This window comes from Streptomyces sp. SAS_272 (assembly GCF_052543235.1).
In genome coordinates this window covers 133,585-160,152 of the sequence record NZ_JBMNDR010000006.1, presented here as the reverse complement: position 1 = coordinate 160,152, position 26,568 = coordinate 133,585, and the positions used below count along the sequence as shown (strand labels likewise).

At 69.9% G+C, this 26,568-nt stretch carries 22 protein-coding genes, 1 rRNA gene, 2 pseudogenes and 1 riboswitch; of the genes and pseudogenes, 18 read left to right on the top strand and 7 right to left on the bottom strand.

The features are described 5' to 3' along the window. Positions 1-14: 14 nt before the first annotated feature. The 11 genes and pseudogenes from rrf (at position 15) to ACN6LD_RS07075 (ending at position 10,501) form a co-directional block, all read left to right on the top strand. Positions 15-131, top strand: a 5S ribosomal RNA gene (rrf, locus tag ACN6LD_RS07125). 109 nt (positions 132-240) lie between these two features. Further along, the gene (locus ACN6LD_RS07120; RefSeq protein ID WP_057580585.1) at positions 241-849 is read left to right on the top strand and encodes a CDP-alcohol phosphatidyltransferase family protein; all 609 of its coding nucleotides are present in this window, start codon (positions 241-243) and stop codon (positions 847-849) included. A gap of 111 nt (positions 850-960) precedes the next feature. Continuing rightward, on the top strand, positions 961-3,456 hold the full coding sequence (locus ACN6LD_RS07115; protein ID WP_445042705.1) for a sugar phosphate nucleotidyltransferase: 2,496 nt from the start codon (positions 961-963) through the stop codon (positions 3,454-3,456). 98 nt (positions 3,457-3,554) lie between these two features. Further along, a complete protein-coding gene (locus ACN6LD_RS07110; protein ID WP_319193325.1) occupies positions 3,555-4,460 on the top strand; it encodes a DUF881 domain-containing protein in 906 nt (301 codons plus the stop codon). Next, positions 4,457-4,789, top strand: coding sequence for a small basic family protein (locus ACN6LD_RS07105; protein ID WP_030798533.1), 333 nt, complete (start codon positions 4,457-4,459; stop codon positions 4,787-4,789). Before ACN6LD_RS07110 ends, ACN6LD_RS07105 begins: the two co-directional genes overlap by 4 nt. A 5-nt stretch (positions 4,790-4,794) precedes the next feature. Further along, entirely contained in the window at positions 4,795-5,649 is an 855-nt protein-coding gene (locus ACN6LD_RS07100) for a DUF881 domain-containing protein (RefSeq protein WP_319193328.1), read from the top strand. A gap of 82 nt (positions 5,650-5,731) precedes the next feature. Then, on the top strand, positions 5,732-6,616 hold the full coding sequence (locus tag ACN6LD_RS07095) for an FHA domain-containing protein (protein ID WP_307049961.1): 885 nt from the start codon (positions 5,732-5,734) through the stop codon (positions 6,614-6,616). Positions 6,617-6,658: 42 nt separating this feature from the next. Beyond that, a complete protein-coding gene (gene ftsR, locus ACN6LD_RS07090) occupies positions 6,659-7,396 on the top strand; it encodes a transcriptional regulator FtsR (RefSeq protein WP_319193330.1) in 738 nt (245 codons plus the stop codon). A gap of 84 nt (positions 7,397-7,480) precedes the next feature. Beyond that, complete coding sequence (locus ACN6LD_RS07085; RefSeq protein ID WP_004934251.1) at positions 7,481-7,954, top strand: bifunctional nuclease family protein; 474 nt, start codon at positions 7,481-7,483, stop codon at positions 7,952-7,954. A 249-nt stretch (positions 7,955-8,203) separates the two neighbouring features. Beyond that, positions 8,204-8,887: a MerR family transcriptional regulator gene (locus tag ACN6LD_RS07080; protein ID WP_319193332.1), complete on the top strand. Its 684-nt coding sequence runs from the start codon at positions 8,204-8,206 to the stop codon at positions 8,885-8,887. A 68-nt stretch (positions 8,888-8,955) separates the two neighbouring features. Then, positions 8,956-10,501: pseudogene (locus ACN6LD_RS07075) on the top strand (DNA polymerase IV). 134 nt (positions 10,502-10,635) lie between these two features. On the opposite strand, the pseudogene ACN6LD_RS07070 reads toward ACN6LD_RS07075, so the two are convergent. Beyond that, positions 10,636-10,845 (bottom strand): annotated as a pseudogene (locus ACN6LD_RS07070) (PRC-barrel domain-containing protein); the annotation flags it as partial. A gap of 59 nt (positions 10,846-10,904) precedes the next feature. Next, a riboswitch (glycine riboswitch) is annotated at positions 10,905-11,000 on the top strand. A 182-nt stretch (positions 11,001-11,182) separates the two neighbouring features. Here ACN6LD_RS07070 and gcvP point away from each other — a divergent pair. Further along, positions 11,183-14,068, top strand: a complete 2,886-nt coding sequence (gcvP, locus tag ACN6LD_RS07065; protein ID WP_445042704.1) for an aminomethyl-transferring glycine dehydrogenase — start codon at positions 11,183-11,185, stop codon at positions 14,066-14,068. A gap of 50 nt (positions 14,069-14,118) precedes the next feature. On the opposite strand, the gene ACN6LD_RS07060 is transcribed toward gcvP, so the two are convergent. Together ACN6LD_RS07060 and ACN6LD_RS07055 are read right to left on the bottom strand one after the other, a co-directional pair. After that, on the bottom strand, positions 14,119-14,538 hold the full coding sequence (locus tag ACN6LD_RS07060; RefSeq protein ID WP_319193337.1) for a TOBE domain-containing protein: 420 nt from the start codon (positions 14,536-14,538) through the stop codon (positions 14,119-14,121). Between the two features lie 63 nt (positions 14,539-14,601). Beyond that, complete coding sequence (locus ACN6LD_RS07055) at positions 14,602-14,997, bottom strand: TOBE domain-containing protein (protein ID WP_319193338.1); 396 nt, start codon at positions 14,995-14,997, stop codon at positions 14,602-14,604. 459 nt (positions 14,998-15,456) lie between these two features. On the opposite strand from ACN6LD_RS07055, the gene ACN6LD_RS07050 reads away from it, so the two are divergent. The 4 genes from ACN6LD_RS07050 to ACN6LD_RS07035 all read left to right on the top strand — a co-directional run bounded on the left by ACN6LD_RS07050 (position 15,457) and on the right by ACN6LD_RS07035 (position 19,756). After that, entirely contained in the window at positions 15,457-16,752 is a 1,296-nt protein-coding gene (locus ACN6LD_RS07050; protein ID WP_319193340.1) for an extracellular solute-binding protein, read from the top strand. A 6-nt stretch (positions 16,753-16,758) separates the two neighbouring features. Continuing rightward, positions 16,759-17,757, top strand: a complete 999-nt coding sequence (locus ACN6LD_RS07045) for a carbohydrate ABC transporter permease (RefSeq protein WP_319193342.1) — start codon at positions 16,759-16,761, stop codon at positions 17,755-17,757. A gap of 107 nt (positions 17,758-17,864) precedes the next feature. Then, positions 17,865-18,629 (top strand): carbohydrate ABC transporter permease, encoded by a 765-nt coding sequence (locus tag ACN6LD_RS07040; RefSeq protein ID WP_319193350.1) that lies wholly within the window; start codon positions 17,865-17,867, stop codon positions 18,627-18,629. Positions 18,630-18,685: 56 nt separating this feature from the next. Beyond that, entirely contained in the window at positions 18,686-19,756 is a 1,071-nt protein-coding gene (locus tag ACN6LD_RS07035; protein WP_445042703.1) for an endo-1,4-beta-xylanase, read from the top strand. Here the strand turns inward: ACN6LD_RS07035 and ACN6LD_RS07030 are convergent. From ACN6LD_RS07030 to ACN6LD_RS07020, 3 genes are all read right to left on the bottom strand, one after another. Continuing rightward, entirely contained in the window at positions 19,749-20,795 is a 1,047-nt protein-coding gene (locus ACN6LD_RS07030; RefSeq protein WP_445042702.1) for a LacI family DNA-binding transcriptional regulator, read from the bottom strand. The two genes, ACN6LD_RS07035 and ACN6LD_RS07030, sit on opposite strands and share 8 nt — an antisense overlap. Before the next feature lie 256 nt (positions 20,796-21,051). Beyond that, the gene (locus ACN6LD_RS07025; RefSeq protein ID WP_055632223.1) at positions 21,052-21,240 is read right to left on the bottom strand and encodes a DUF5999 family protein; all 189 of its coding nucleotides are present in this window, start codon (positions 21,238-21,240) and stop codon (positions 21,052-21,054) included. 330 nt (positions 21,241-21,570) lie between these two features. Continuing rightward, positions 21,571-22,164 carry a hypothetical protein gene (locus tag ACN6LD_RS07020; RefSeq protein WP_445042701.1) on the bottom strand — a complete coding sequence of 198 codons (594 nt, stop codon included), beginning with the start codon at positions 22,162-22,164 and terminating at the stop codon, positions 21,571-21,573. Positions 22,165-22,739: 575 nt separating this feature from the next. Here ACN6LD_RS07020 and ACN6LD_RS07015 point away from each other — a divergent pair. Both ACN6LD_RS07015 and ACN6LD_RS07010 read left to right on the top strand, forming a co-directional pair. Continuing rightward, on the top strand, positions 22,740-24,257 hold the full coding sequence (locus ACN6LD_RS07015; RefSeq protein ID WP_445042700.1) for a glutamate--cysteine ligase: 1,518 nt from the start codon (positions 22,740-22,742) through the stop codon (positions 24,255-24,257). Between the two features lie 625 nt (positions 24,258-24,882). Next, entirely contained in the window at positions 24,883-25,683 is an 801-nt protein-coding gene (locus ACN6LD_RS07010; RefSeq protein ID WP_319192920.1) for a CPBP family intramembrane glutamic endopeptidase, read from the top strand. A gap of 9 nt (positions 25,684-25,692) precedes the next feature. Here ACN6LD_RS07010 and ACN6LD_RS07005 read toward each other — a convergent pair whose 3' ends face one another. Beyond that, positions 25,693-26,502 (bottom strand): PhzF family phenazine biosynthesis protein, encoded by an 810-nt coding sequence (locus ACN6LD_RS07005; RefSeq protein ID WP_445042699.1) that lies wholly within the window; start codon positions 26,500-26,502, stop codon positions 25,693-25,695. Positions 26,503-26,568 lie beyond the last annotated feature (66 nt).

Genomic DNA, 26,568 nt, shown 5'->3' with positions numbered 1-26,568 from the left:
CAGTTTCATAGTGTTTCGGTGGTCATAGCGTGAGGGAAACGCCCGGTTACATTCCGAACCCGGAAGCTAAGCCTCACAGCGCCGATGGTACTGCAGGGGTGACCCTGTGGGAGAGTAGGACACCGCCGAACTCCTTTTAGAGCTCTGGCTCTTGGGCATACAGCCCAAGAGCCAGAGCTTTTTTGCGTTGGGGTAAGGTCAGGGGGAATCATCGGCTCATTTCCTACTGGAGGCCCCCGGGTGGAGGTCCAGGAGACCCGTGTCCAGACAGACCGGGTCCTCACCATCCCCAACATCCTCAGCATGGCCCGCCTGGTCGGCGTGCCGCTGTTTCTGTGGCTGATCCTGAGGCCCGAGTTCGGAGGTCCGCAGAGCGACGGCTGGGCGCTTCTCGTGCTGGCCTTCAGCGGGGTCAGCGACTATCTGGACGGCATGCTCGCGCGGCGTTGGAACCAGATCAGCAGCCTCGGCCGGCTCCTCGACCCCGCGGCGGACCGGCTCTACATTCTCTCGACATTGGTCGGTCTCACCTGGCGGGAGATTCTGCCTCTTTGGTTGACCGCTGTACTTCTTCTGCGCGAGCTGGTTCTGCTGGTGATGGTGGGGATCCTCCGGCGGCACGGCTATCCGCCGCCGCAGGTGAACTTCCTGGGCAAGGCCGCCACGTTCAACCTGATGTACGCCTTCCCGCTGCTTCTGCTGAGTGACGGAAGCGGGTGGTTGGCGTCACTCGCTGCTATTTTCGGATGGGCGTTCGCCGGATGGGGTACAACGCTGTATTGGTGGGCAGGAGTCCTCTATGTGGTCCAGGTCCGCCGCCTGGTTCGAGCGGACACCTTGGCCGGCTGACCTCGCCGATTGGCCGATCAGTGGCTCGTTGGCCCGCCGTGGAAAAGTGCGGGACAATCTGGATGAGTGAAGTCGGCTAGACCGTCGTCTCTTTAGGAGGACGCTTCCGACATGAAGGCCGTCGTGATGGCCGGAGGCGAAGGCACTCGCCTTCGCCCTATGACCTCGAGCATGCCCAAGCCGCTCCTGCCGGTGGCCAACCGGCCGATCATGGAGCACGTTCTGAGGCTGCTCAAAAGGCATGGGCTCAATGAGACCGTCGTTACTGTCCAGTTCCTGGCGTCGCTGGTCAAGAACTACTTCGGTGACGGCGAAGAGCTCGGAATGGAGCTCAGCTATGCCAACGAGGAGAAGCCACTCGGTACCGCCGGAAGCGTCAAGAACGCAGAGGAGGCGTTGAAGGACGATGCTTTCCTCGTCATTTCCGGTGACGCCCTCACTGACTTCGACCTCACCGAGCTGATCAACTTCCACAAGGAAAAGGGAGCGCTCGTCACGGTCTGTCTGACGCGCGTGCCCAATCCGCTGGAATTCGGCATCACCATCGTCGATGAAGAGGGAAAGGTCGAGCGCTTCCTGGAGAAGCCGACCTGGGGACAGGTCTTCTCGGACACCGTGAACACGGGCATCTATGTCATGGAGCCCGAGGTCTTCGACTACGTGGAGGCCGATGTTCCCGTCGACTGGTCCGGTGATGTCTTCCCGCAGTTGATGAAGGAGGGCAAGCCGGTCTACGGCTTCATCGCCGAGGGCTACTGGGAGGACGTGGGCACGCACGAGAGCTACGTGAAGGCCCAGGCCGATGTGCTGGAAGGCAAGGTCGACGTCGAGATCGACGGTTTCGAGATCTCGCCGGGCGTCTGGGTCGCCGAAGGCGCCGAGGTGCATCCCGACGCCGTGCTGCGCGGTCCCCTCTACATCGGGGACTACGCGAAGGTCGAGGCCGGCGCCGAAATCCGTGAGCACACCGTGGTCGGATCGAACGTCGTCGTGAAAACCGGGGCCTTTCTGCACAAGGCCGTCGTACACGACAACGTCTACATCGGTCAGCACAGCAATCTGCGTGGCTGCGTCGTCGGGAAGAACACCGACATCATGCGGGCCGCGCGGATCGAGGACGGCGCTGTCATCGGCGACGAATGTCTGATCGGTGAAGAATCGATCGTGCAGGGGAATGTGCGGGTCTATCCCTTCAAGACCATCGAAGCCGGCGCGTTCGTCAACACGTCGGTGATCTGGGAGTCCCGCGGGCAGGCGAACCTGTTCGGCGCCCGAGGGGTGTCCGGAATTCTGAACGTCGAGATCACGCCCGAACTCGCCGTGCGTCTCGCCGGCGCGTATGCCACGACGCTGAAGAAGGGATCCACGGTCACCACGGCCCGGGACCACTCCCGAGGCGCCCGTGCGCTGAAGCGGGCCGTCATCTCCGCGCTGCAGGCCAGCGCCATCGACGTACGGGACCTGGAGAACGTGCCGTTGCCCGTGGCGCGGCAGCAGACCGCGCGGGGGAGTGCCGGCGGAATCATGATCCGGACCTCGCCAGGGGTGCCCGACTCGGTGGACATCATGTTCTTCGACGGGCAGGGCGCCGACCTGTCGCAGGGCAGTCAGCGCAAGCTGGACCGTGTCTTCGCACGGCAGGAGTACCGGCGGGCCTTCCCGGGAGAGATCGGGGATCTGTACTTCCCGGCCAGCGTCTTCGACGCGTACACCGGGTCGCTGCTGCGGAACGTGGACACGACCGGCATCGCCGAGGCGGGGCTGAAAGTCGTCGTCGACGCCTCCAACGGCAGCGCGGGCCTGGTTCTGCCGAGCCTCCTCGGAAAGCTCGGGGTCGATTCGCTGACGATCAACCCCGGTCTGAACGAGGCACGGCCTACCGAGACGGGCGATCAACGACGCTCCGGGCTGGTACGGCTCGGCGAGATCGTGGCGTCGTCCCGGGCCGCTTTCGGTGTGCGGTTCGACCCGGTGGGCGAGCGGCTCTCCCTGGTGGACGAGAAGGGCCGGATCATCGAGGACGACCGGGCGCTCCTCGTCCTGCTCGACCTGGTCGCCGCCGAGCGCCGCAGCGGGCGGGTCGCCCTGCCCGTGACCACGACGAGGATCGCCGAGCAGGTTGCGGCGTACCACGGGACCCAGGTCGAGTGGACGACGACGTCGCCCGACGACCTCACCCGGGTGGGCCGCGACGAGTCGACCATCTTCGGAGGGGACGGCAAGGGCGGGTTCATCATCCCCGAGTTCAACAGCGTCTTCGACGGCACGGCAGCGTTCGTACGGCTGATCGGGCTGGTGGCTCGCACGCAGCTCACCCTCAGCCAGATCGACGCGCGGATTCCGCGGGCGCACGTCCTGAAGCGGGATCTGGCGACCCCGTGGGCCGTCAAGGGACTGGTGATGCGGCGGGTCGTCGAGGCGGCCGGAGACCGCTTCGTGGACACCACCGACGGCGTCCGCGTGGTGGAGACGGACGGTCGCTGGGTGATGGTCCTGCCCGACCCCGCCGAGGCCGTCACGCATCTGTGGGCGGAGGGGCCGGACGACGCGTCCGCGCAGGCCCTGCTCGACGAGTGGTCGGCGGTCGCGGACAGCGCCGGGCGCTGAACCTCGCGCACGCGTGCGTGCCGGACAAGTGTCCCCAAGGGGGCCCGTCCGGCACGCCCGGTGGGGCCATTCGGAGGTACTGGGCACGACGTGCGACGATGTGCGGCATGCCGCAGCCGCCCCCCGTTCGGAGCACACCCGCGCGCGCGTCGCGCCCGGACGCGTCCATGTCGCTGCTCACCAACGTCATGGACCACAGCCTCGACGACGGTTATGCCGAGGCCGCCGCCCGGAAGCAGGCCGACGGCTCCGGGGGCCTGCCCAGGACGGTACGGGCGAAGCTCGGACTGGCCGCAGGGCTGGTGCTCGCGGCCCTCGTCGTCACCGTCGGCGCCGCCCAGGCGCGGGTCGCGGCTCCGGTCGTCGCCAAGGAACGCGAGGAGCTGATCGACCGCATCGACCGTGAGACGGATGCGGCCGAGGAGCTGGAGAGCGCCGTCGACAAACTGCGCAGCGACGTGAGCGCCCGGCAGCAGGAGGCGCTCAAGCAGAGCGGCGGCGGCGATCAGGCGGACCTGGCCGGATTGCTGTCGGGCGCCGTCGCGGTGCACGGCCCGGGCGTGAAGCTCGTCGTGGACGACGCCAAGGAAGCGACCACGGGCGGTGACGGCGACCCGCGCGAGACCTCCGGGTTCTCCGACACCGGGCGGGTCCGCGACCGTGACATGCAGCGGGTGGTCAACGGACTGTGGGCGTCGGGCGCCGAAGCCGTCTCGATCAACGGTCAGCGGTTGACGGCGCTCTCCGCGATCAGGGCCGCGGGTGACGCGATACTGGTCGACAACAAGCCGCTGGTGCCGCCGTACACCGTGCTCGCGGTGGGGGACGGGAAAAAGCTCAGCACCCGGTTCCAGAACAGCGCGGACGGGCTCTATCTCAACGCCCTGCAGGAGAACTACGGCATCCGGACGGCCATCTCCGTGGCGAGCGACCTCCGGCTGCCCGCCGCACCGAGCGTGATCGTACGCACAGCACAGCCGCACACCGAGAAGGGCACATCGTGATCGCCGTACTGGGCCTCGTCGTGGGAGTCGTGGCCGGACTGTTGGTCCAGCCCGAGATTCCGGCGGCCGTCGTCCCCTATCTGCCCATCGCCGTGGTGGCGGCGCTTGACGCCGTGTTCGGCGGGCTGCGGGCCATGCTGGACGGGATCTTCGACGACAAGGTGTTCGTCGTGTCGTTCCTGTCGAACGTGGTGGTCGCCGCGCTGATCGTCTTTCTGGGAGACGAGTTGGGCGTGGGATCGCAGCTGTCGACCGGTGTCGTCGTCGTCCTCGGCATCCGCATCTTCTCCAATGCCGCGGCGATCCGCCGGCACGTGTTCCGGGCGTGAGGGCGATGAGCGACGGGGACGAGACGCCGGAGAGCCGGCTGCGCAGGGAACTGCCCGAGGAGGTCCCCGTGACGTCGTCCGGGGACCGGCAGACGTCGTCCGGGGACGGGCCGGCCCGGGAGCCGGACGAGGCCGAGTCGAACGGCCGTCGGCGCCTGGTGGAGGGGCTCTGGCCGCCGCGGGTGACGCGGGCCCAACTCATCGTGGCCCTGCTGCTGTTCGGTCTGGGCTTCGGCCTGGCGGTGCAGGTGGCGTCGAACAGCGACAGCGGAAACGCGCTGCGTGGCGCGCGGCAGGAAGATCTTGTGCGCATCCTCGATGAACTCGGCGACCGAAGTCAGCGTCTTGAGGACGAGAAGCAAGGGCTCGAGAAGCAGCGGCAGGAGCTGGAGAACAGCTCCGACCAGGCTGAGGAGGCTCGCAAACAGACGGTCGAGAAGGAGAGGCAACTCGGCATTCTGGCGGGCACGGTCGCTGCTCAGGGGCCCGGCATCACGATGACCATCGAGGACACGAAGGGAGCGGTCGAGGCGGACATGCTGCTCGACGCGATCCAGGAGTTGCGGGCGGCGGGGGCCGAGGCGATCCAGGTGAACGGTGTGCGGGTCGTCGCCGGCACCTTCCTGACGGAGTCGGGCGGGGGCGTGAGCGTCGACGGGAACAAGATCAACGCGCCCTACCGTTTCAAGGTCATCGGCAACCCGCAGGACCTCGAGCCGGCGCTGAACATTCCTGGAGGTGTTGTGCAGACCCTCGAAAAGGAGCAGGCCACCGTGGTCGTGGAGCGATCGGACAAGATCGTTGTGGACGCCTTGCGAGAGGTGAAGCGGCCTGACTACGCTCGGTCGTCGGCGCCGTGAGCGGGGGGCGCATGGGGGGTGTCCGGCAGGGGCATGAGGTTGCGGGGGGTCGACGCACCGATCGGGTGGTGCGTGGTGGAAACTGTCTGGTGGGCACGGACGTTGTGAAGGTGTCCGGGTCGGCCGGTGTATTCAGTCAGGGTTCGTCCTGCCCCACGGGCGGGTCTGTTTCGGTCAAGGGGAATCGCCCGTGAAGTTGTTTGCGAAGTTGTTCGGCAAGAGCCCGCGTGAGGGTGGCGACAACGCGACCGCTCGCCATCGCGCACAGCCTGATGCAGAGGGTCAGCGACCGCTGTTCAGGGACCAGGTGGCTGGTTCGGGCGGTGACGTTCCCGGAGGTCAGGGCGCGGCGTCTGTTGACCCTGCGCAGTCCGGCGGCATAGGTTTCGGCCAACCGTCAACCTCGAGTACGGGTGGAGGGTTTTCCCCTATGTCAGCCCTGGTGTGTACGAGGTGCGGTAACCGCAACGCGGAGAACAGCCGCTTCTGCTCGAACTGTGGTGCGCCGCTGCGTCCCGGGCTGACGCCCGAGCGTGCGTCGGAGACGACCTCCACGATCTCGATTTCCGGTCTTGAAGCCTATGACTCCGAGGTCACCGGGCAGACGCAGCTGCCGGCGCTCTCTCCCGAGGCGCAGGCCGCCGTCGACGCGCTGCCGGTGGGCTCTGCGTTGCTGGTGGTGCGTCGCGGCCCGAACTCGGGCAGTCGCTTCCTCCTGGACGGAGACCTGACCACGGCGGGCCGTCATCCGCAGAGCGACATCTTCCTCGACGACGTGACGGTGTCGCGTCGCCATGTGGAGTTCCGGCGCAACCCGGACGGCACGTTCAAGGTGGCGGACGTCGGCAGTCTGAACGGTACTTACGTCAACCGGGAGCGGATCGACGAGATCCCGCTGTCCAACGGGGACGAGGTGCAGATCGGCAAGTACCGGCTGGTCTTCTACGCGAGCCAGCGGGGTTACTGACCCGCCCCCGGGCTCCGTCCGGGGGGATCCGAGGGAAGGTCCATGCTGCAAACACCGAGGGGCGGTGCCGGCTCCGGCACCGCCGCTGCGGACGGTGTGCCGATGAGCATCGGCACCGTGCTGACCGCTCTGAGGGACGAGTTCCCGGACGTCACGATCTCCAAGATCCGTTTCCTTGAGTCGGAGGGGCTCATCGAGCCCCAGCGAACCCCTTCGGGTTACCGCAAGTTCAGTGCGCGCGACGTGGAGCGCCTCGGTCACGTCCTGAGGATGCAGAGGGACCACTATCTGCCCCTCAAGGTCATCCGTGAGCACCTGGAGGCCATGGAGCGCGGCGAGGCCGTCGCGCTGCCGACCGTCGGCCGGCAGCGGGACGGGGAGCACGTCCTGGAGCCCTCGGACGCTCCCACGATCGCCCGGATCGGCAGGACCGAGCTGCTGGCTGCCGCGGGCATCGGTGAGTCGGAGCTCGAGGAGTGGGAGTCCTACGGGCTCGTCGTGCCCCTCGAGGACGGCGTCTACGACGCCGAGGCGGCCACCGTGGCGGCTCTCGTCGCCGAGCTGGGACGGTTCGGGATCGAGCCGCGGCATCTGCGCGTGATGAAGACGGCGGCCGACCGCGAGGCCGGTCTCGTCGACCAGGTGGTCGCACCGCTCCGGCGGCACCGCAACCCGCAGACCCGGGCGCACGCGGAGGCCCGCACGAAGGAGCTCGCCGGGCTTGCGGTCCGGCTGCACGCGGCGCTGGTTCAGACCGCGCTCGGGGTGCGCCTGCCCTGAGCGGGCGGTTTCGCCGAGGGCGGATCGGTCGCCCGTTCCCGGCCCGACTACCCAAACGTCCCGGGCACGGCCTAGGGTTGCTGTGTGAACGAGCTCGATGTCGTAGGTGTCCGGGTCGAGATGCCCTCCAACCAACCGATCGTGCTGCTGCGCGAAGTGGGGGGCGACCGCTACCTCCCCATCTGGATCGGACCGGGGGAGGCGACGGCCATCGCCTTCGCCCAGCAGGGCATGGCCCCGGCGCGACCGCTGACCCACGACCTGTTCAAGGACGTGCTGGAAGCCGTCGGCCAGGAGCTCACCGAGGTGCGCATCACGGATCTGCGGGAGGGCGTCTTCTACGCGGAGCTGGTCTTCGCCAGCGGCGTCGAGGTGAGCGCGCGCCCGTCCGACGCCATAGCGCTGGCCCTGCGCACCGGAACGCCGATCTACGGCAGTGACACGGTGCTCGACGACGCGGGGATCGCCATCCCGGACGAGCAGGAGGACGAGGTGGAGAAGTTCCGCGAGTTCCTCGACCAGATCTCGCCTGAGGACTTCGGCACCAGCAATCAGTAGCGCCTCGTGCGAGACACGCGCACCTGCGGCGACCTGCGGCGAGTGTCCTGCCGTCTTCGGCAAATGCCAGCGGCCACTGAGAGCGTCCTACGGCCGGTTCTCAGCGCATTCGGCTAGCCTTTCCCCGCGGTGAGGTGCGGGAAACCACTCCTAGGGTGATTATCACTCGGCGTGCCGAGTGTGGCGATCGTTGACGCACCCCTGGCGACTGCCTACCGTCGAGAAGGCAGGTCTAGGACGGAGGTCGGCGTGAGAAGCAGCGGCGACGGTACGGCTGGGGGTGCCCCCGGACTCGGTGTCGGGGGAAGCGGTCCGTACCCTCCCCCAGGCTCTCGGCTGCGCACGGGCATGGGGTACCCCCAGCAGAGCAACGCGGCCGATCACGCTCCTCAGCGACCGGCGGCCGTGCCGAGCAGCGGAGGGACGACGTCCATGGCGTCCGAGCAGATCGGCTATCGCGGTCCGACGGCCTGTGCGGCGGCGGGCATCACCTACCGCCAACTGGACTACTGGGCGCGCACCGGGCTCGTCGAGCCGAGCGTGCGGCCCGCACACGGGTCCGGCAGCCAACGCCTTTACAGCTTCCGCGACGTCGTCGTGCTGAAGATCGTCAAGAGGTTCCTCGACACCGGGGTGTCGCTGCAGAACATCCGCAGCGCCGTCCAGCATCTGCGGGAGCGCGGTTTCAGCGATCTGGAGCGGATGACGCTGATGAGCGACGGCGCGACGGTGTACGAGTGCACCTCGCCGGACGAGGTCCACGCACTGCTCCAGGGCGGTCAGGGAGTGTTCGGGATCGCCGTGGGCGTGGTGTGGCGGGACGTCGAGAGCGCGCTGTCGCAGCTGCACGGAGAGCGCGTCGACACCGGTGAGACGCTCGTCGGGCCCAATCCGGCGGACGAGCTGGCGCGCAGGCGCAACCGGGCGGTCTGACGCGTCTTCCCCGGGGCGGGGGCGGCGGTCCGACGTCATTGTCAGTGGCGTGGTGCAGCATCGGACGTGTGAGAAACGCGCCCACGATCCTGCATCTCGACATGGATGCCTTCTTCGCTCAGGCGGAGCAGGCGTCCAAGCCGAGTCTGCGCGGGAAGGCCGTGGTCGTGGGAGGCCTGGGGCCTCGCGGAGTGGTCGCCACGGCCTCCTACGAGGCACGGGTCTTCGGAGTCCACTCGGCGATGCCCATGGCCCAGGCGCGCAGGCTGGCGCCGAACGCCGCCTATCTCGTGCCGCGGTTCGCCTTCTACCGATCGATCAGCGAGCAGGTCATGGCGCTGCTCAGGGCGCTGTCGCCGCTGGTGGAGCCGCTGAGCCTGGACGAGGCCTTCGTGGACCTGGAGGCCGGCGGGGCGGCCTGGGACAGGGATTCGGCGCGGCTGGCCGGCGTCCGACTGCGCGCGGACATACGGGCCGTCACCGGTCTCACGGGTTCGGTGGGACTGGCCTCCTGCAAGATGCTCGCGAAGATCGCTTCGGAGGAGGCGAAACCCGACGGCCTGGTGCTCATCGAGCCGGGCACCGAGCGGCAGCTGCTCGGGCCCATGCCGGTGCGGACGCTGCCGGGGGTGGGTCCTGCCACGGGGGACCATCTGCGGCGGGCCGGGATCACCACGGTCGACGAGATCGCGGAGGCCGGTGAGGACGAGCTGGTGCGGTTGCTGGGCAAGGCGCACGGGCATGGACTCCACGCCATGGCGCTGGCGCGTGACGACCGGCCGGTGGTGGCCGAGCGGGAGACCAAGTCGGTGTCGGTCGAGGACACGTACGACGTGGACATCCACGACCGGGTGCGGGTGGGGCTGGAGGTGCAGCGGCTCGCGGACCGGTGTGTGCGCAGGCTCCGGGAGGCCGGTCTGTCGGGTCGGACCATCGTGCTGAAGGTGCGCCGGTACGACTTCTCGACGCTCACCCGGTCCGAGACGCTGCGCGGGCCCACGGACGATCCGGCGGTGATCAGGGAAGCGGCGGCCCGTCTGCTGGACTCCGTGGACACCACGGGCGGGGTGCGGCTGCTGGGGGTGGGCGTCAGCGGTCTGGCGGACTTCACGCAGGAGGACCTGTTCGCGCAGGCCGCGGGAGCGCTCGCGGACGAGCCCGCGGACGGGCTGATGGAGGAGCCCGCCGCCGAGGAGCCGGTCCCGGTCCCGGCCGAGCACCAGTGGCGTCCGGGGCACGACGTGCGGCATGCCGAGCTCGGACACGGGTGGGTGCAGGGCAGTGGGCTGGGGCGGGTCACGGTGCGGTTCGAGACGCCGGAGTCGGAGCCGGGCCGGGTGCGCACGTTCCGCACCGACGATCCGCAGTTGGCTCCGGCGGACCCGCTGCCGCTGGTGCGGCGAAGACCGGGGGAGGACACGGAGACGGCGGGTGGGACGAGGGAACTGTCGGTGACGCCGGAGGTGACGTCGGAAAGAAGCGCAGACTAGGGCTGTGCGGCTGCTTGAGGTCGAGGCGTTGCCGGGCTGCGTGAGTCAGCTGTCGTCCGTGCCCGCCAGGTGGCCGAAGTCGTGGTCGGGCAGCGGGGGAGGGGCCGCCACGTCGAGACCGTAGTGGTGGTAGAGCTGGAGTTCCTGCTCCGGGGAGAGGTGGCGGCCCACGCCGAAGTCCGGGGCGTCCTTGATCAGCGCGCGGTCGAACGGGATGTGCAGGGTCCCCTCGACCAGCTTGCTGGGCTCCAGGGGGACGAAGGCGTCACGGGAGAACAGGCCCGTGCGGATGGCGGCCCACTCCGGCACACCGGTCGCATCGTCGAGGTAGACCTCGTCGACGGTGCCTATCTTCGCCCCGTTGCGGTCGAACGCCTTGCGGCCGATCAGGTTGCGCGGATCGATGTCGGTCTGCACGGGCCCTCCTCTTGGTCGCAGCTCGTCCGTAAGGACTACAAAAGAGCACATTGAGACGACCGGCCACTCGAGAGGCCCGTTGACCTCGCTGGTAGTCTGGCAACGGCTGCTGACCCCGTGCGGGAGAGTCCTCCGGAGACCACCGGAGGCGCCGAAGGAGCAAATCCTCCCCGGAATCTCTCAGGCTCACGTACCGCACGGACGAGGTCACTCTGGAAAGCAGGGCGGGTGCCGACGGCGTCGACGGTGTCCGCTCTCACCGACGGTGAAAGCCGGTCGTCCGCTGGCGGCCGGTGAAGCTCTCAGGTTGAGATGACAGAGGGGGAGGCCGTCCGGGTACCCGCCGTGGTGACCCTCGAAGGTCGTGTCAGACCAGGAGGCCTCCGTAATGACCGCCCATCGCATTCCGCTCACCGAGCTCGAGCAGGGAATCCCCTTCGAGCAGCGCCACATCGGGCCCGACCACGAGGCGCGGGCCAAGATGCTCGCGCATGTCGGCTACGGCTCGCTCGACGAGCTCACCGCCGCCGCGGTCCCCGATGTGATCAAGAACGCCGACGCGCTGGACCTGCCGGGCGCCCGCACCGAGGCCGAGGTGCTGGCCGAGCTGCGCTCGCTGGCCGACCGCAACAAGGTGCTCGCCCCGATGATCGGTCTCGGCTACTACGGCACCTTCACGCCGCCGGTCATCCTGCGCAACGTCATGGAGAACCCGGCCTGGTACACCGCCTACACGCCGTATCAGCCGGAGATCTCCCAGGGCCGGCTCGAGGCGCTGCTGAACTTCCAGACGATGGTCGCCGACCTGACGGGTCTGCCGACCTCGGGTGCGTCGCTGCTCGACGAGGGCACGGCGGCGGCTGAGGCGATGGCGTTGTCACGGCGCGTGGGGAAGAACAGGAAGGGCCTCTTCCTCATCGACGCGGACGCGCTGCCGCAGACCATCGCCGTGATCGAGACGCGTGCAGAGCCGACCGGCGTCGAGGTCGTCGTCGCCGATCTGAGCGACGGCATCCCGGCAAAGATCGCGGAGCGCGAGATCAACGGCGTGCTCGTCCAGTACCCCGGTGCGTCCGGCGCCGTGCGGGACCTGAAGGCGCTCATCGACCAGGCGCACGGGCTCGGCGCGCTCGTCACCGTCGCCGCGGACCTGCTCGCGCTGACGCTGCTGACGTCGCCCGGTGAGCTGGGCGCGGACATCGCGGTCGGCACCACACAGCGGTTCGGCGTGCCGATGGGCTTCGGCGGACCGCACGCCGGCTATATGGCGGTGCACGAGAAGTTCGCGCGGAGCCTGCCCGGCCGGCTCGTGGGCGTGTCCGTGGACGCCGACGGCAACAAGGCCTACCGTCTCGCACTGCAGACGCGTGAGCAGCACATCCGGCGCGAGAAGGCGACGAGCAACATCTGCACGGCGCAGGTGCTGCTGGCCGTGATGGCCGGGATGTACGCGGTCTACCACGGCCCGGACGGGCTGCGCCAGATCGCCCGGCGTACGCATCGCTACGCCGCGATCATCGCCGCGGGACTCGAGGCCGGTGGCGTCGAGGTGGTGCACCGGACGTACTTCGACACGCTGACCGTGCGGGTGCCGGCGAAGGCCGCCGAGATCGTCGCCGCCGCGCGGGAGCACGGGGTCAACCTGCACCTCGTCGACGCCGACCAGGTGGCGCTCTCCTGCGACGAGACCACCGCGCGCGCCCAGGTCGCCGCGGTCTGGGCGGCCTTCGGGGTGGACGGCGACATCGCGTCGCTCGACGCGGCCGTCGAGGACGCCCTGCCCGCCGGGCTGCTGCGGACCGACGACATCCTGACCCATCCCGTCTTCCAGCGGCACCGGTCCGAGACCGCGATGCTGCGCTACCTGCGCAGGCTGGCCGACCGGGACTACGCGCTCGACCGGGGCATGATCCCGCTGGGCTCGTGCACCATGAAGCTCAACGCCACCACGGAGATGGAGCCGGTCACCTGGCCCGAGTTCGGGCAGATGCACCCCTTCGCCCCCGCCGAGCAGGCCCAGGGCTACCTGACGCTCATCCGCGAGCTCGAGGAGCGGCTCGCGGAGGTCACCGGGTACGACAAGGTGTCCCTGCAGCCGAACGCCGGGTCACAGGGCGAGCTGGCCGGGCTGCTCGCCGTCCGCGGATACCACCGGGGCAACGGTGACGAGCAGCGCACCGTGTGCCTGATCCCGTCCTCCGCGCACGGCACGAACGCGGCGAGCGCGGTGATGGCCGGCATGAAGGTCGTCGTCGTCAAGACCGCCGAGGACGGCGAGATCGACGTCGAGGACCTGCGCGCGAAGATCGAGCAGTACCGGGACGAGCTGTCGGTGCTGATGATCACCTACCCCTCCACGCACGGCGTGTTCGAGGAGCACGTCGCCGACATCTGCGCCCAGGTGCACGAGGCCGGCGGTCAGGTGTACGTCGACGGCGCCAACCTCAACGCGCTCGTCGGGCTCGCCAAGCCGGGGCACTTCGGCGGCGACGTCTCCCACCTGAACCTGCACAAGACGTTCTGCATCCCGCACGGCGGTGGCGGCCCGGGCGTCGGGCCGGTGGCCGTCCGGTCGCATCTGGCGCCGTATCTGCCCAACCACCCGCTGCAGCCCGCAGCGGGGCCCGAGACCGGTGTGGGGCCGATCTCGGCGGCGCCGTGGGGCTCCGCGGGCATCCTGCCGATCTCCTGGGCGTACGTGCGGCTCATGGGCGGTGAGGGCCTCAAGCGGGCCACGCAGGTGGCGGTGCTGAGCGCCAACTACATCGCCAAGCGGCTGGAGCCGCACTACCCGGTGCTCTACAACGGTCCGGGCGGGCTGGTGGCGCACGAGTGCATCATCGACCTGCGGCCGTTGGCCAAGGCGACCGGTGTGACCGTGGACGACGTGGCCAAGCGGCTCATCGACTACGGCTTCCACGCGCCGACGATGTCGTTCCCGGTGGCGGGGACGCTGATGATCGAGCCGACCGAGTCCGAGGACCTGATCGAGCTCGACCGGTTCTGCGACGCGATGATCGCCATTCGCGCGGAGATCGAGAAGGTCGGCGCGGGTGCGTGGCCGGCCGACGACAATCCGCTCGTCGGCGCCCCGCACACCGCGGCCGCGCTCGGCGACGAGTGGGCGCACGCGTACTCGCGTGAGGAGGCGGTCTTCCCCGCCGGGGTGTCCGCCGCCGACAAGTACTGGCCGCCGGTGCGCCGTGTCGACCAGGCCTTCGGCGACCGCAACCTCGTCTGCTCGTGCCCGCCGCTGGACGCGTACGAGGACTGATCCGGAGCGTGTGTGGGCCCCGTCCGTCGCGGACGGGGCCCCTCGTCGTTCTACGCCGTGGCCAGGGACACCTCGGTCGACTTGATCAGCGCGATGACGTCGGAGCCCACGAACAGACCGAGGTCGACAGCCGACTCCCTGGTGATCGCCGCGGTGAGTTCGCCGCCGTCCACGGTGATCTTCACCGCTGCCATGACCGAGCCGAGGACGAGGCCGGTGATCGTGCCGGGCAACCGGTTGCGGATCGAGAGGCCGGCCACCTGGCCCGTGGAGAGGGAGATCTCCGTCGACTTCACCAGGGCGTGGACGGCGGCGCCGGGCGCGAGGGCGAGTTGCTCCGAGGCCTCCAGGGTGATGGCCGCCGTGAGGTGCTGCCCGCCGTCGAGGCGGACCTTCACGAGGGCCATGACCTGGCCGGGTTGGACGGCCGTGACGGTGCCGGGAAGCTGGTTGCGGATGCTCAAGGTCATGGGCGTCAACGGTACGGCCCTTGGGGACTTATGGCGGGGATGCCCGCTTTGCGCCGCTCTCGGTCATGCCCGGTCGATGTGTACGTTTGTCGACTTCACGCGGGCGGTCGCCTCCATGCCGACCTCGAGTCCGAGTTCCTCGACCGCCTCCCGGGTCAGCAGGGAGACCAGGCGGTGCGGGCCGGCCTGGATGTCCACCTGGGCGGCCACGTCGCCCAGCTTGATCGCGGTGACGATGCCGGGGAAGGCGTTGCGGACGGAGGTGTGGGGGGTGTCGTCCTCCGTGCCGCCGGACCGGGCGAGTTCCACGGAGAAGGCGGCGAGGGCCTTGCCGTCCACGAGGCGTCGTCCGGTCTCGTCGCGGTGCGTCGTGACGCGGCCCGCGTCCGCCCAGCGGCGCGCGGTGTCGGGGCTGACGCCGAGCAGTCGTGCCGCCTGGCCGATCGTGTAGCTCTGCATGCGGTCACGATAGGGCCGGGAGGCGGTCCGGCGGACGCGGGGCCGCACCGGCGGATGCTGGGCGACGCCGTGCGGTGGGCGCCGGTCGTCGTGATCGCGGCGCCGGCGCCGGCGCCGCAGTGCCTCGCGGTCGGCCCGGCCAGGGTCGGCGATCCGGGCCGATCCAGGGCGGCGATCGGGTCGAGGTCGGCATTCGCCGGGTCCCTCCGGCCGCTGCCCCGCGCCAGGTAGGGCTGATCTCGGCCATCGCGTCGCGCCGGTCTCCGCTTCGTAACGTTCGCCGTGTGATCCGAATGTTTCGGTCGGGTTCGGGGCCTCCTCGGGTGGCCCTTCGTGAACAGGCCGCTGGATTCTCTGTGTTCAAGGGGTTGCCACCCGTCGGAGGGTGTCTCTAGGGTGCGGCAGCAGCGAACCTTTCTGGATCTGGTTCGAAACTTTCGATCTCTCAAGGAGCGCATGATGGGCGACCCGGCACTCTCCCGCCGAGGCTTCCTGGCGGCCTCCGCCGCGGCCGGTCTGGGCATGACGGCACTGAGCGCCTGCGGCGGCGACTCGGACGGGGGGTCGTCGTCGGGGACGACCACCATCGAGTGGTGGAACATCTCCACCACCCAGCCGACCAAGGACGTATGGGCCGCTCTGGCCAAGAAGTTCGAGGCGCAGAACCCCAAGGTGAAGGTCAAGATCGTCCAGCTGGAGAACGACGCCTACAAGTCGAAGATGACGGCGCTGACCGCTTCCGGGAAGCTCCCCGACATCTTTCACACCTGGGGCGGCGGGGTTTTGAAGCAGCAGGTCGACGCGGGGCTCGTGGAGAACCTCACGGAACGCACGAAGGACTGGGGGGAGAGCCTGCTGTCCGTCGCCCGGCAGCCGTATCTGCTCGGCGACAAGGCGTACGGCATACCGTTCGACATCGGGATGATCGGGTTCTGGTACAACAAGGCGCTCTTCAAGCAGGCCGGGATCGGCGGGCCGCCCACCACCTGGAGCGGCTTCCTCGACGCGGTGCGCAAGCTGAAGGCCGCCGGGATCACCCCGCTCGCCCTCGCCGGCAAGGAGAAGTGGCCCGGCATGTACTACTGGGCCTACCTCGCGATGCGCACCGCCGGAGTCGACGCCCTGCGCAAGGCCGGGGACGAGAAGGACTTCACCGGTGACGGTTTCGTCCAGGCCGGACAGCACCTCCAGGACCTCGTCGATCTGCAGCCGTTCCAGAAGGGCTTCCTCGGCGCCGCGTACTCCAGTCCCACCGGCCAGGCCGCGGCCGTCGGCAACGGCAAGGCGGCGATGGAACTCATGGGCCAGTGGGCGCCGGTCGTGGAGGCCGACGCCGGCAAGGGGCTCGGCGCGAACCTCGGCTTCTTCCCGTTCCCGGCGGTCGACGGCGGCAAGGGCGTGATCACCGAGGTGTTCGGCGGCGGCGGCGGGCACGCGCTGCGCAAGGACGCCCCGCAGGCGGCCGTCGACTTCCTGAAGTTCTTCGCCTCCGCCGCCACGGACACCGAACTCGTCAAGAAGACCGGGGTGCTGCCCGTCGTACCGGCCGCCGAGAGCGCCCTGACCGACCCGAACATCAAGGCCGTGCAGGCACAGTTGAAGGGCGCCACCGGCTTCCAGCTCTACCTCGACCAGGCGTACGCGCCCGCCCTGGGCCAGGAGGTCAACGACAGCGTCGCCGCTCTGATCGCCGGTTCGAAATCGCCCCAGCAGGTCAGCGAGTCGATCACCAAGGTCGCGAAGGAAGAGCAGTAGCCGGCGATGACCTCCACCTTCCTCCCGGACAGGCGCAGCGGTCCGGACGTCGAGCCCGCACCGCCGGCCGTCGCCGCGGGCCGTTCGCGGGCCCGCCGACGGGCCCTGCACTGGCTCACCGCCGTCGGCTTCCAGGCGCCCGCGCTGGTGCTGTTCGGCACGCTCGTGCTGCTGCCGATGCTGTTCGCGGTGTACGCCGCGTTCTTCCGCTGGGGCGGCTTCGGGATGCCCGAGGACTTCGTCGGCGGCGACAACTTCACCCGGCTCTTCAAGGATCCGGTGTTCCTCGGCGACCTGTGGCGCTGTCTGCTCCTGGTCGGCCTCTCGCTCCTGCTGCAACTGCCGTTCGCGCTGGCCCTCGCCGTCGCGCTGAACCAGAAGATCCGCGGCCGGGCCGTCTACCGGATGCTGTTCTTCGCGCCGTACATCCTCTCCGAGGCCATCACCGGCGTGCTGTTCAGCATGATCTTCGCGCCGGACGACGGCCTGGCCGACCATGTGCTGGGCGCCGTCGGACTGGACGGGGCGGGCGGGCAGTGGTTCTCCGATCCCTCCACCGTCATGGCCACCCTCTTCCTGGTCATGACATGGAAGTACTTCGGCTTCCACATGATGCTCTACCTGGCCGGGCTGCAGTCCATCCCGGCCGAGCTGATCGAGGCGGCCCTGATCGACGGGGCCGGCCCCTGGCAGCGCTTCCGCAACGTCACCCTGCCGCTGCTCGCACCGACCCTGCGGATCAGCGTATTCCTGTCGGTCATCGGCGCGATCCAGCTCTTCGACCTGGTGTGGGTCGTCACCGCGGGCGGCCCCGACCACCACTCCGAGACGATGGCCGTGACGATGTTCCAGTACGGCTTCAAGCGCTACCAGGTCGGCTACGCCAGCGCGATCAGCGTCGTCATGTTCGGCATCTGCCTCGTCTTCGCCCTCGCCTACCAGCGGTTCGTGCTTCGCCGCGACCTCCAGGGCGCCACCACGACCATGCGAGGAGGCGGCTCGTGAGCATCGCCAAGACCGACCGCGGCACGGACCTCGCCACGGGGCGGGGCGTGCGCCGGACCGGCCGGACCCTGCCGCTGCACCTGGTCCTCGGGATCGTCGGCGCGGTGATGGCCGTACCCCTCGTGTACGCCGTGCTGTCCGGCTTCAAATCCACCGACCAGCTCTCGCGCAACCCCATCGGCCTGCCCGACCCGTGGGTCCCCTCCAACTACACCGACATCCTCGGCTCCGGCTCGTTCTGGCGCCTGGTCGGCAGCAGCACCCTCATCGCGGTCGGGACGACCGTGGTCGTCGTCGCGGTGTCCGCGCTCGCGGCGTTCTCCTTCGCCCGCTTCGCCTTCCGGGGGCGGGAGGTGCTGTTCACCCTGTTCACCATGGGGCTGATGTTCCCCTTCGCGGTGGCGGCGCTGCCCCTGTTCCTGCTGCTGCGCTCCATCGGCCTGCTGGACAACCCCCTCGGCGTGATCCTGCCGCAGGCCGCGTTCGGACTGCCGATGACGATCGTCATCCTGCGCGGGTTCTTCCGCGAGATACCCGCCGAACTGGAGGAGGCAGCCACCCTCGACGGCTGCGGGCCGCTCGGCTTCTTCTGGCGGATCCTGCTGCCCATGGCCAGGCCCGCCCTCGGCACGGTCTCCGTCCTCGCCGTGGTCGGCAGCTGGAACAACTTCCTGCTGCCGCTGCTGGTCTTCAACGAACCCACCTGGTGGACCGTCCCGATCGGGGTCCAGCAGTTCCAGGGGCAGTACTCCGCCGAGTACGCGCGCGTCTTCGCCTATCTCGTCCTCGCCATGGTCCCCGCCCTGGCCTTCTACTCCGTCGCCGAGCGCCAGCTCGTCGGCGGCCTCTCCGCCGGCGCCACGAAGGGATGACCCGCGCCCGCGGACCCGTACGGCTCGCCCACCCGCCCACCGTGAGGAGTCGCACCATGCCCAGCACCGCCCGCACCCGGTTCAGACTCGCCGGCGCCCTCGCCACCGTGCTGGTCGCCGCTGGCGTGGTCACCGGACCGGCCGCACAGGCCCACGAGCAACCCGCGCACGGCAAGCCGCGCGCCACCCTCGCCGACCTCGCCCAGCGCCACGGCCGCTACTTCGGCAGCGCCACCGACAACCCCGAACTCACCGACACCGCGTACACGAAGATCCTGGGCCACGAGTTCGACATGATCACCCCGGGCAACGGCATGAAGTGGTACGCCACCGAGCCTCAGCAGGGCGTCTTCGACTGGACGGCCGGCGACCAGATCGTGGACCTCGCGCGCGCCCACCGCCAGAAGGTCCGCGCCCACACCCTGGTCTGGCACAGCCAGCTGCCCGGCTGGGTGACGAGCAGGGAGTGGACGGCCGACGAACTGCGGGCCGTGCTGAAGAAGCACATCCAGACCGAGGTCCGCCACTACCGGGGCAAGGTCTACGCCTGGGACGTCGTCAACGAGGCGTTCAACGAGGACGGCACCTACCGCGAGACCGTCTTCTACAAGACCCTCGGCCCCGGCTACATCGCCGACGCCCTGCGCTGGGCGCACCAGGCCGACCCCAAGGCGAAGCTCTACCTCAACGACTACAACATCGAGGCCGTCGGCCCGAAGAGCGACGCCTACTACGCCCTCGCCAGGGAACTGAGGGCTCAGCGCGTGCCGCTCGACGGCATCGGCCTGCAGGCCCACCTCGCCCTCCAGTACGGCTATCCGACGACCCTCGAGGACAATCTGCGCCGCTTCTCACGGCTCGGCCTGGACACCGCCCTCACCGAGGTCGACGTCCGGATGCTGCTGCCCGCGACCGAGGAGAAGCTGGCCCAACAGGCCGACTGGTACCGGAACATGACCGAGGCGTGCCTCGCGGTGCGGCGGTGCGTCGGCATCACCGTCTGGGACTACACGGACAAGTACTCCTGGATCCCGGCGTTCTTCCCCGGCCAGGGCGCGGCACTGCCCTGGGACGAGCAGCTCGCGCCGAAGCCGGCGTACGGGGCGATCCGGGAGGCGCTCAGCTAGCGCCACGGGGCGGCGCGGTGCTGGCCCGCACCACCAGCTCCGTGCCCAGCTCCACCCGCGGCGAGTCGGGGCGCTCGCCGCGGGCCAGGCTCAGGACCGTGCGGACGGCGAGTTTGCCCATCTCGGCCAGAGGCTGGCGGACAGTGGTCAGAGGCGGGGCCGACCAGCGGACCTCCGGCAGGTCGTCGAAGCCGACCACGCTCATGTCCTCCGGCGTCCGCAGGCCGCGCCGGCGCAGCGCCTCGATCGCCCCGAGGGCCATCTGGTCGCTGGCCGCGAACACCGCGGTCGGCGGTTCGGGCAGGTCGAGCAGGGCGTTGCAGCCGGTGAAGCCCGATTCGGGGTGGAAGTCCCCGGGGACGACGAGGGCGTCGTCGACGGCGAGGCCGGCGGCCTCCAGCGCGGCCCGGTAGCCGTCGAAGCGGGCGCGCGAGCACAGCAGCCGGGACGGGCCCGCGATCAGGCCGATCCTGCGGTGGCCCAGCGACAGCAGGTGCTCGGTGGCCGCGAGGCCGCCGGACCAGTTGGCCGCGCCGATGGTCGCCGTCTCGGCGGCGGGTGAGCCGGTGGGGTCGACGACGACCAGCGGAACGCCCAGAACGCGCAGCTGCTCGTGCAGGGTGGGCTCCAGGGCCGAGGTGACCAGGACGACGCCGTCGGAGGCGCGCGAGCGCAGGTTGCGCATCCACTCGCGGGCGTCGCCCGAGCGTCCGTGGATCGCCGACACCACCGTGCCGACCCCGGCCGCGTGGGCGGCCTCCTCCACCCCGCGGATGATCTCCACCGCCCATGGGCTGTCGAGGTCGTTGAAGACCAGGTCGAGCAGGGAGGCGCGGGTCGACGCCGAGGCGGGGCGCTTGCGGTAGCCGTGCAGCTGCAGCAGGTCCTCGACCCTGGCCCGTGTCCGCGGCGACACGTCGGAGCGGCCGTTGACCACCCGGGACACGGTCGGCACCGAGACGCCGGCCTGCCGGGCGATCTCGGTGATCGTGACCCTGACCTCGACCCGGGACGCGGCCGTCGCATCGTCCGTCGTCACTGCCCACCTCCGCCGCCGTCCGCTCCGGACGCCGCCGCCGAAACTTCCAGGAGTCTTCCGGAAAAAGTGCCGCCACGGGAGACGTTCACTGCGTCGTGTCCCGTGGAAATCAGAGGGCTACCCGCAGTGACCGGCTCCGGACACGCGTCGGGGCCGGTTCGCAGTGGTCGCTGCGGCCGGCCCCTCGAGTCTGCGGACGGCGGTCCCGCGCCGTCCGTCGGTACTGCGCCCGTCCGGCCACCGCCGGGCAGGAGATCTAGGCGGCGGTCACGACCCGGTGGGGGGCGATGACCTGGCCGTCCGGCAGGAGCTCACCGGTGTCCTCGAAGAGCAGGACGCCGTTGCACAGCAGGCTCCAGCCCTGTTCCGGGTGGTGCGCCACGAGGCGGGCGGACTCCCGGTCGGCTGAGGTCGCTGTCGGGCACGGTGGCTGGTGCTGGCACATGGATGGGAACTTCCGCTCTGGCGTGAGATGTGAGATGGATGTGGTGTCTGTCCCGCGGCGTGAAACGTCGTTCATGGCCGCCCCCCGTTGTGATAAGTCGGTCGGAACCAGTGTTGCCCCACGGAGGCGGATCCGCAGGGATTTCGCGGCACCGCTTCTCACAGGTTCAGGACGCGTCACCCGCGCGGGCGGTTCATCGCGACGGCACCGTCCCTTCGGGTGGTTCCCGGTGGCCGGATAGGGCTAGGCCGTGTCCTGGTCCGCAGGCGGGCGCGCAGCGCTGTACCCCGTCGTCGGGGTCGCGGCGACGGGGTACGGGGGCCGGGCGGGTCAGGCGGGTGAGCCGAGCAGCGGGGGCGACGCGGCGGGTGTGACCCGCAGGGTGAGCACCGGGAGCAGCTCGGCGACCCGGTGCGGGCGGTGGGCGGCGATCCCGGGCGGCGCAGGGGCCAGCGGAACCAGCAGGTCGGTCGGATCGGGGTGACCGGTGGTGCCGTCCGAGGCGCTGTCGCCGTGCAGCCACAGCGTGAGCATGTAGAGCCCCGGTACCGACAGCAGCCGTGCCTGGCAGGGCTGGGCGACCGACTCGGCCTGACGCAGGGCCCGCTCCGTGGAGGCGATGTAGGGGCCTTCGAAGAAGTGCGAGAACGCCCAGCCGTCCGGGGTGAGCCGGGTCTCGGCGGCGGCCACGGCCCGGTCGCCGCAGCGGATCAGGAACCGCCAGCCGACCAGCCGGGTCGAGGCCAGGCCTGCCGGGGTGATCGCGTCCAGGACGTGCAGAGGCAGGGGGAGGTCGGGAACGGCATCCTGCTGGGCGGTGCGCAGGGACGGCGTGCGGGCCTCGTGGACGGCGGTGGGGGAACCGAGTGCCGTGAGGACCGAGCGCAGGGCGGGCGCGGGAGCCGGGGGGACATGCAAAGGCATGGTGGGTCGCCTCTCAATTCGACAGGCACGGTGGCGCGAGGGCGTGGGCGGACGGCGCTGTCAGCTAGCTCTCGAGGTCGGAGAGGCGGGGGCCGGGTCTGGGGGAGAGTGCGGGGGTGCGCGAGCGGCCTGCCGTCTCCTCGACGACAGGCTCCTTCGACCGTGGGCGCCAACCTTCTCTGCCTTGTTCGCGGAGTTTATACGACACGTGTTCAGACTGTGTTTCGTCTAGTCGATTCCGGGACACTCGGCAAGGGTTCTATCGGTCGGCGATACGTGTGAAAAATCCCGATTCCGAGAGGGTGACTCCTCGGTGACCTCGGGTTGTGGCACGCCGGACGGTCGGCCCATTCCCGTCAGCGTTTTTCACGAGTTCCCGATTTCGCCCAATGGGCGTCCGGGCACCATGCCCGGTGAATGTGCCACCGGTCACTTCCACCGGCTTTGGGTGAGCGTAGCGGCCGATGCTCCCCGCCGGGGACGTTATCGATCGGCAGGGCTGGGCATCATTGCACCTGACCCCGGGACCACCGGCGGCCGCACCGCCGGCCCGCCACGCGAGGAAGGACGCTTCGATGGGGGAGAAGGTCGTGGCAGGCGCGTTCGACCTGTCCGATCGTCGGGACTACCGGGACAAGCTCCGGAAGTGCCTGACGGGGCTCGAGCGACTCCTGGCCCAGAAGCGCTTCGACCGGCCCAAGAACTTCATGGGTCTCGAGATCGAACTGAATCTCGCGGGTGCCGACGGACTGCCGAAAATGTTGAATGGCGAGGTACTGGAGCGGATCGCGAGCCGCGATTTCCAAACAGAACTCGCCATGTTCAACCTGGAAGTCAACATAGCTCCACACCGATTGGGCGGCCGCGTATTCGATCGACTCGCGGAGGAAATCCGTACGTCACTGGCATATGCCCATCGAAAGGCGGCCGAGGTCGACGCGGGAATCGTGATGATCGGCATTCTGCCGACGCTCGACCGTGACGACCTGGTCTCGTCGAACCTGTCGGACGTCGATCGCTACACCCTCCTCAACGACCAGATCGTGGCCGCCCGCGGCGAGGACTTCGCCCTGGAGATCGACGGGGTGGAGCGGCTGTCGTGCACGTCGAAGTCGATCGTGCCCGAGGCCGCCTGCACCTCCGTGCAGCTGCACCTGCAGGTGACGCCGGGCCGTTTCGCCGCCGTGTGGAACGCGGCCCAGTCCGTCGCCGCCGCGCAGATCGCCGTCGGCGCCAACTCGCCCTTCCTGTTCGGCCACGAGCTGTGGCGGGAGTCGCGGCCCCCGCTCTTCCAGCAGGCGACCGACACCCGGCCGCCGGAACTCCAGGCGCAGGGCGTCCGGCCGCGGACGTGGTTCGGGGAGAAGTGGATCAGCTCGGCCCAGGAGCTGTTCGAGGAGAACGTGCGCTTCTTCCCGCCGTTGCTGCCGATCTGCGACGACGAGGACCCGCTCGAGGTCCTCGAGGCGGGCGGAGTGCCCTCGCTCGCCGAACTCGTCCTGCACAACGGCACTGTCTATCGCTGGAACCGGCCTGTATACGGCATCGCCGACGGCGTCCCGCACCTGCGGGTGGAGAACCGCGTCCTGCCCGCCGGGCCGACCGTGACCGACGTCATCGCGAACGCGGCCTTCTACTACGGCGTCGTCCGGGCCCTGGCGGAGGAGTCCCGGCCGGTGTGGTCCCGGCTGCCGTTCGAGACGGCCGAGGCCAACTTCGACGCGGCCTGCCGGCACGGGATCGAGGCCCGGCTGCTGTGGCCGCGGCGCGGGCGGCTGGGGGGTCTGGTCGAGGTGGACGCGGTGAGTCTCGTACGGGACGAGCTGCTGCCGCTGGCCGAGGCGGGCCTGGACGCCTGGGGGGTGGATCCGGCCGACCGCGATCTGTACCTGGGGGTCATCGAGGAGCGGTGCCGACGACGGACCAACGGCGCGTCCTGGCAGGTGGCGACCTTCCACCGAGCGGTGGAGGCCGGGCTGTCGCGGGACACCGCGCTGGCGGCGACCACACGGCGGTACGCGGAGCTGATGCACGCGGGCGAGCCGGTGCACACCTGGCCCGTGGGGCTGCCTGAGCTCGCGCCGAGCGCCTGAGCGCCTGTGCGCCTGAGCGCCTGAGCGCCTGTGCGTTCGTGCCCGTGGCGCGTGCGCGGTGGGCGGCTGGTCGGCTGACGCCTGGGCGATGGGCGGCCGAGCCATCGATGTCCGAGCGATCGATGTCCGATCGGTGGGCGGCTGGTCGCCTGTTGTCCGAGCGGTGGGCGCATCATGGCGGATCGCTGGGCCCGCGGGGCTGAGTTCTGAGGGCGACGCGACCGGGTGCGGGGGCCTCGCGGTCGGTGTCCGGGCGCTCTTCTCCGCGGACGGCGTCCGTGTCCGGTGCGAGTCCCGGTGGCGCGGGCGGCACCGCCTGGCGCGATCCGCCGCGGGGGTGAGGGTGCGGGGGCGGTCGTGACGGCCGTCGTCCGTGCCGGAGCGTGCGAGGACGGGGGTCGCTGCCGCCTGCCCCGTACGGATCGGGCAAGCTGTGACCTCCCACGACGGTGACGTCCCTGCACGGCGGCCGGCGGCGGCTCTCCGCCGCACGGCCCGCGAACGGAGGGGCGCTCCGTACGGGGCGCCCGTCCCCTCGGCGTCCTGCCACGCACGGTCTTCACAGCTTCGTCCGAGAGCCTGGCGGGGCAGTGGTGGGAGCGGGGTCACGCAACCGGAGGCAGGTGTGCAGGTGGAGGCAGGGTCGTTGGCTGATTCTTTTCCGCGGGAACAGCTCTCGCGACGGATTTTCCGTGACGAGACGCTGCTCGTTCTGGGGCTCTCGCTCGGTGCGAGCGGTGTGTCCGCCCTGATCAGTTTTGTCGGCTCGGTCACCAAGCCGGGAGGCTTGAAGGACCAGGCGGCGACTCTCAACGCCTCCGCCGCGCCCGGCCGCCCGTGGCTCGACCTCGCCTGGCAGCTGTTCGGGATCGCCACCGCGCTGGTCCCGGTGGCCCTCGTCGCGCACTTCCTGCTGCGCGAGGGCCAGGGTCTGCGCACGCTGGGCTTCGACCGCACCCGGCCCTGGCCGGACCTCGGCCGCGGGGCGGCCGTCGCGGCCGTGATCGGCAGCACCGGCATCGCCTTCTACCTGGCGGCCCGGGGACTCGGCTTCAATCTGACGGTGGTGCCGGAGGCGCTGCCCGACGTGTGGTGGAAGTACCCGGTGCTGGTGCTGTCCGCGCTGCAGAACGCGATCCTCGAAGAGGTCATCGTCGTCGGGTATCTGCTGCGCAGGCTGGGCCGGCTGGGGTGGACGCCGGGCACCGCGCTGGTGGCCAGCTCCGTGCTGCGCGGCTCGTACCACCTCTACCAGGGCATCGGCGGCTTCATCGGCAACATGGTGATGGGCGTGGTGTTCGTCTACCTCTACCGGCGCTGGGGTCGGGTGGGCCCCCTCGTGGTGGCGCACTCGCTGCTCGACATCGGGGCCTTCGTGGGATACGCGCTGCTGGCGGGGAAGGTGGGGTGGCTGCCCACGGCGTGAGCGGTGAGCTCAGAGCAGCAGTTCGCCCTCGATGACGGTGACCGCCCGGCCGTTCAACAGGGTGCGGTCACCGCTCAGTTCGGTCCGCACGCGGCCGGAGCGCGGAGAGGCCTGGAGGCCGGTCAGCGCGGTGCGGCCGAGACGCCCGGACCAGTACGGGGCGAGAGCGGTGTGGGCGCTGCCCGTCACCGGGTCCTCGTCGATGCCGACGTTCGGGAAGAAGCAGCGGGAGACGAAGTCGTATCCCCGGTCGGGGTCCTCGGCGCGGGCGGTGGCGATGACGCCGCGGCGGGAACAGGCGGCGAGGGCCTTCAGGTCCGGCCTCAGGGCGCGCACCGTCTTCTCGTCGGCCAGCTCGATCAGCAGGTCGCCGATGTGCGGGCCGGTGTCGAGGCAGGCGAGCGGTTCGGCGCCCAGCGCTCCGGGCAGGGCCGCCGGGATGTCCACCGCGGTCAGCGGTGCGGTCGGGAAGTCCAGGGTGATCGAACCGTCCTCGACGGGCGTGGCCACCAGAATCCCGCTGCGGGTGGCGAACCGCACCGGGCCGGCGTGGGCGCCCGTGGTGTGCAGGACGTGTGCCGTGGCCAGCGTGGCATGTCCGCACATGTCGACCTCGGTGACAGGGGTGAACCAGCGCAGTGCCCAGTCCGCGTCGCCTCCCTCGGGGAGGGGATGGGCGAACGCCGTCTCGGCGTGGTTGATCTCCAGGGCCACGTTCTGGAGCCGGCGGTCCTCGGGGAAGGCGTCCAGGAGCAGGACCCCGGCCGGATTGCCGGCGAAGGGGCGGTCGGTGAAGGCGTCGACGATTCGCATCCGCATGCAGGTGACGTTAGGAGGCGGGCGGCGCCGCCGGCCAAGGCCAATCCGCGGTGTGTGGCCCGGTTT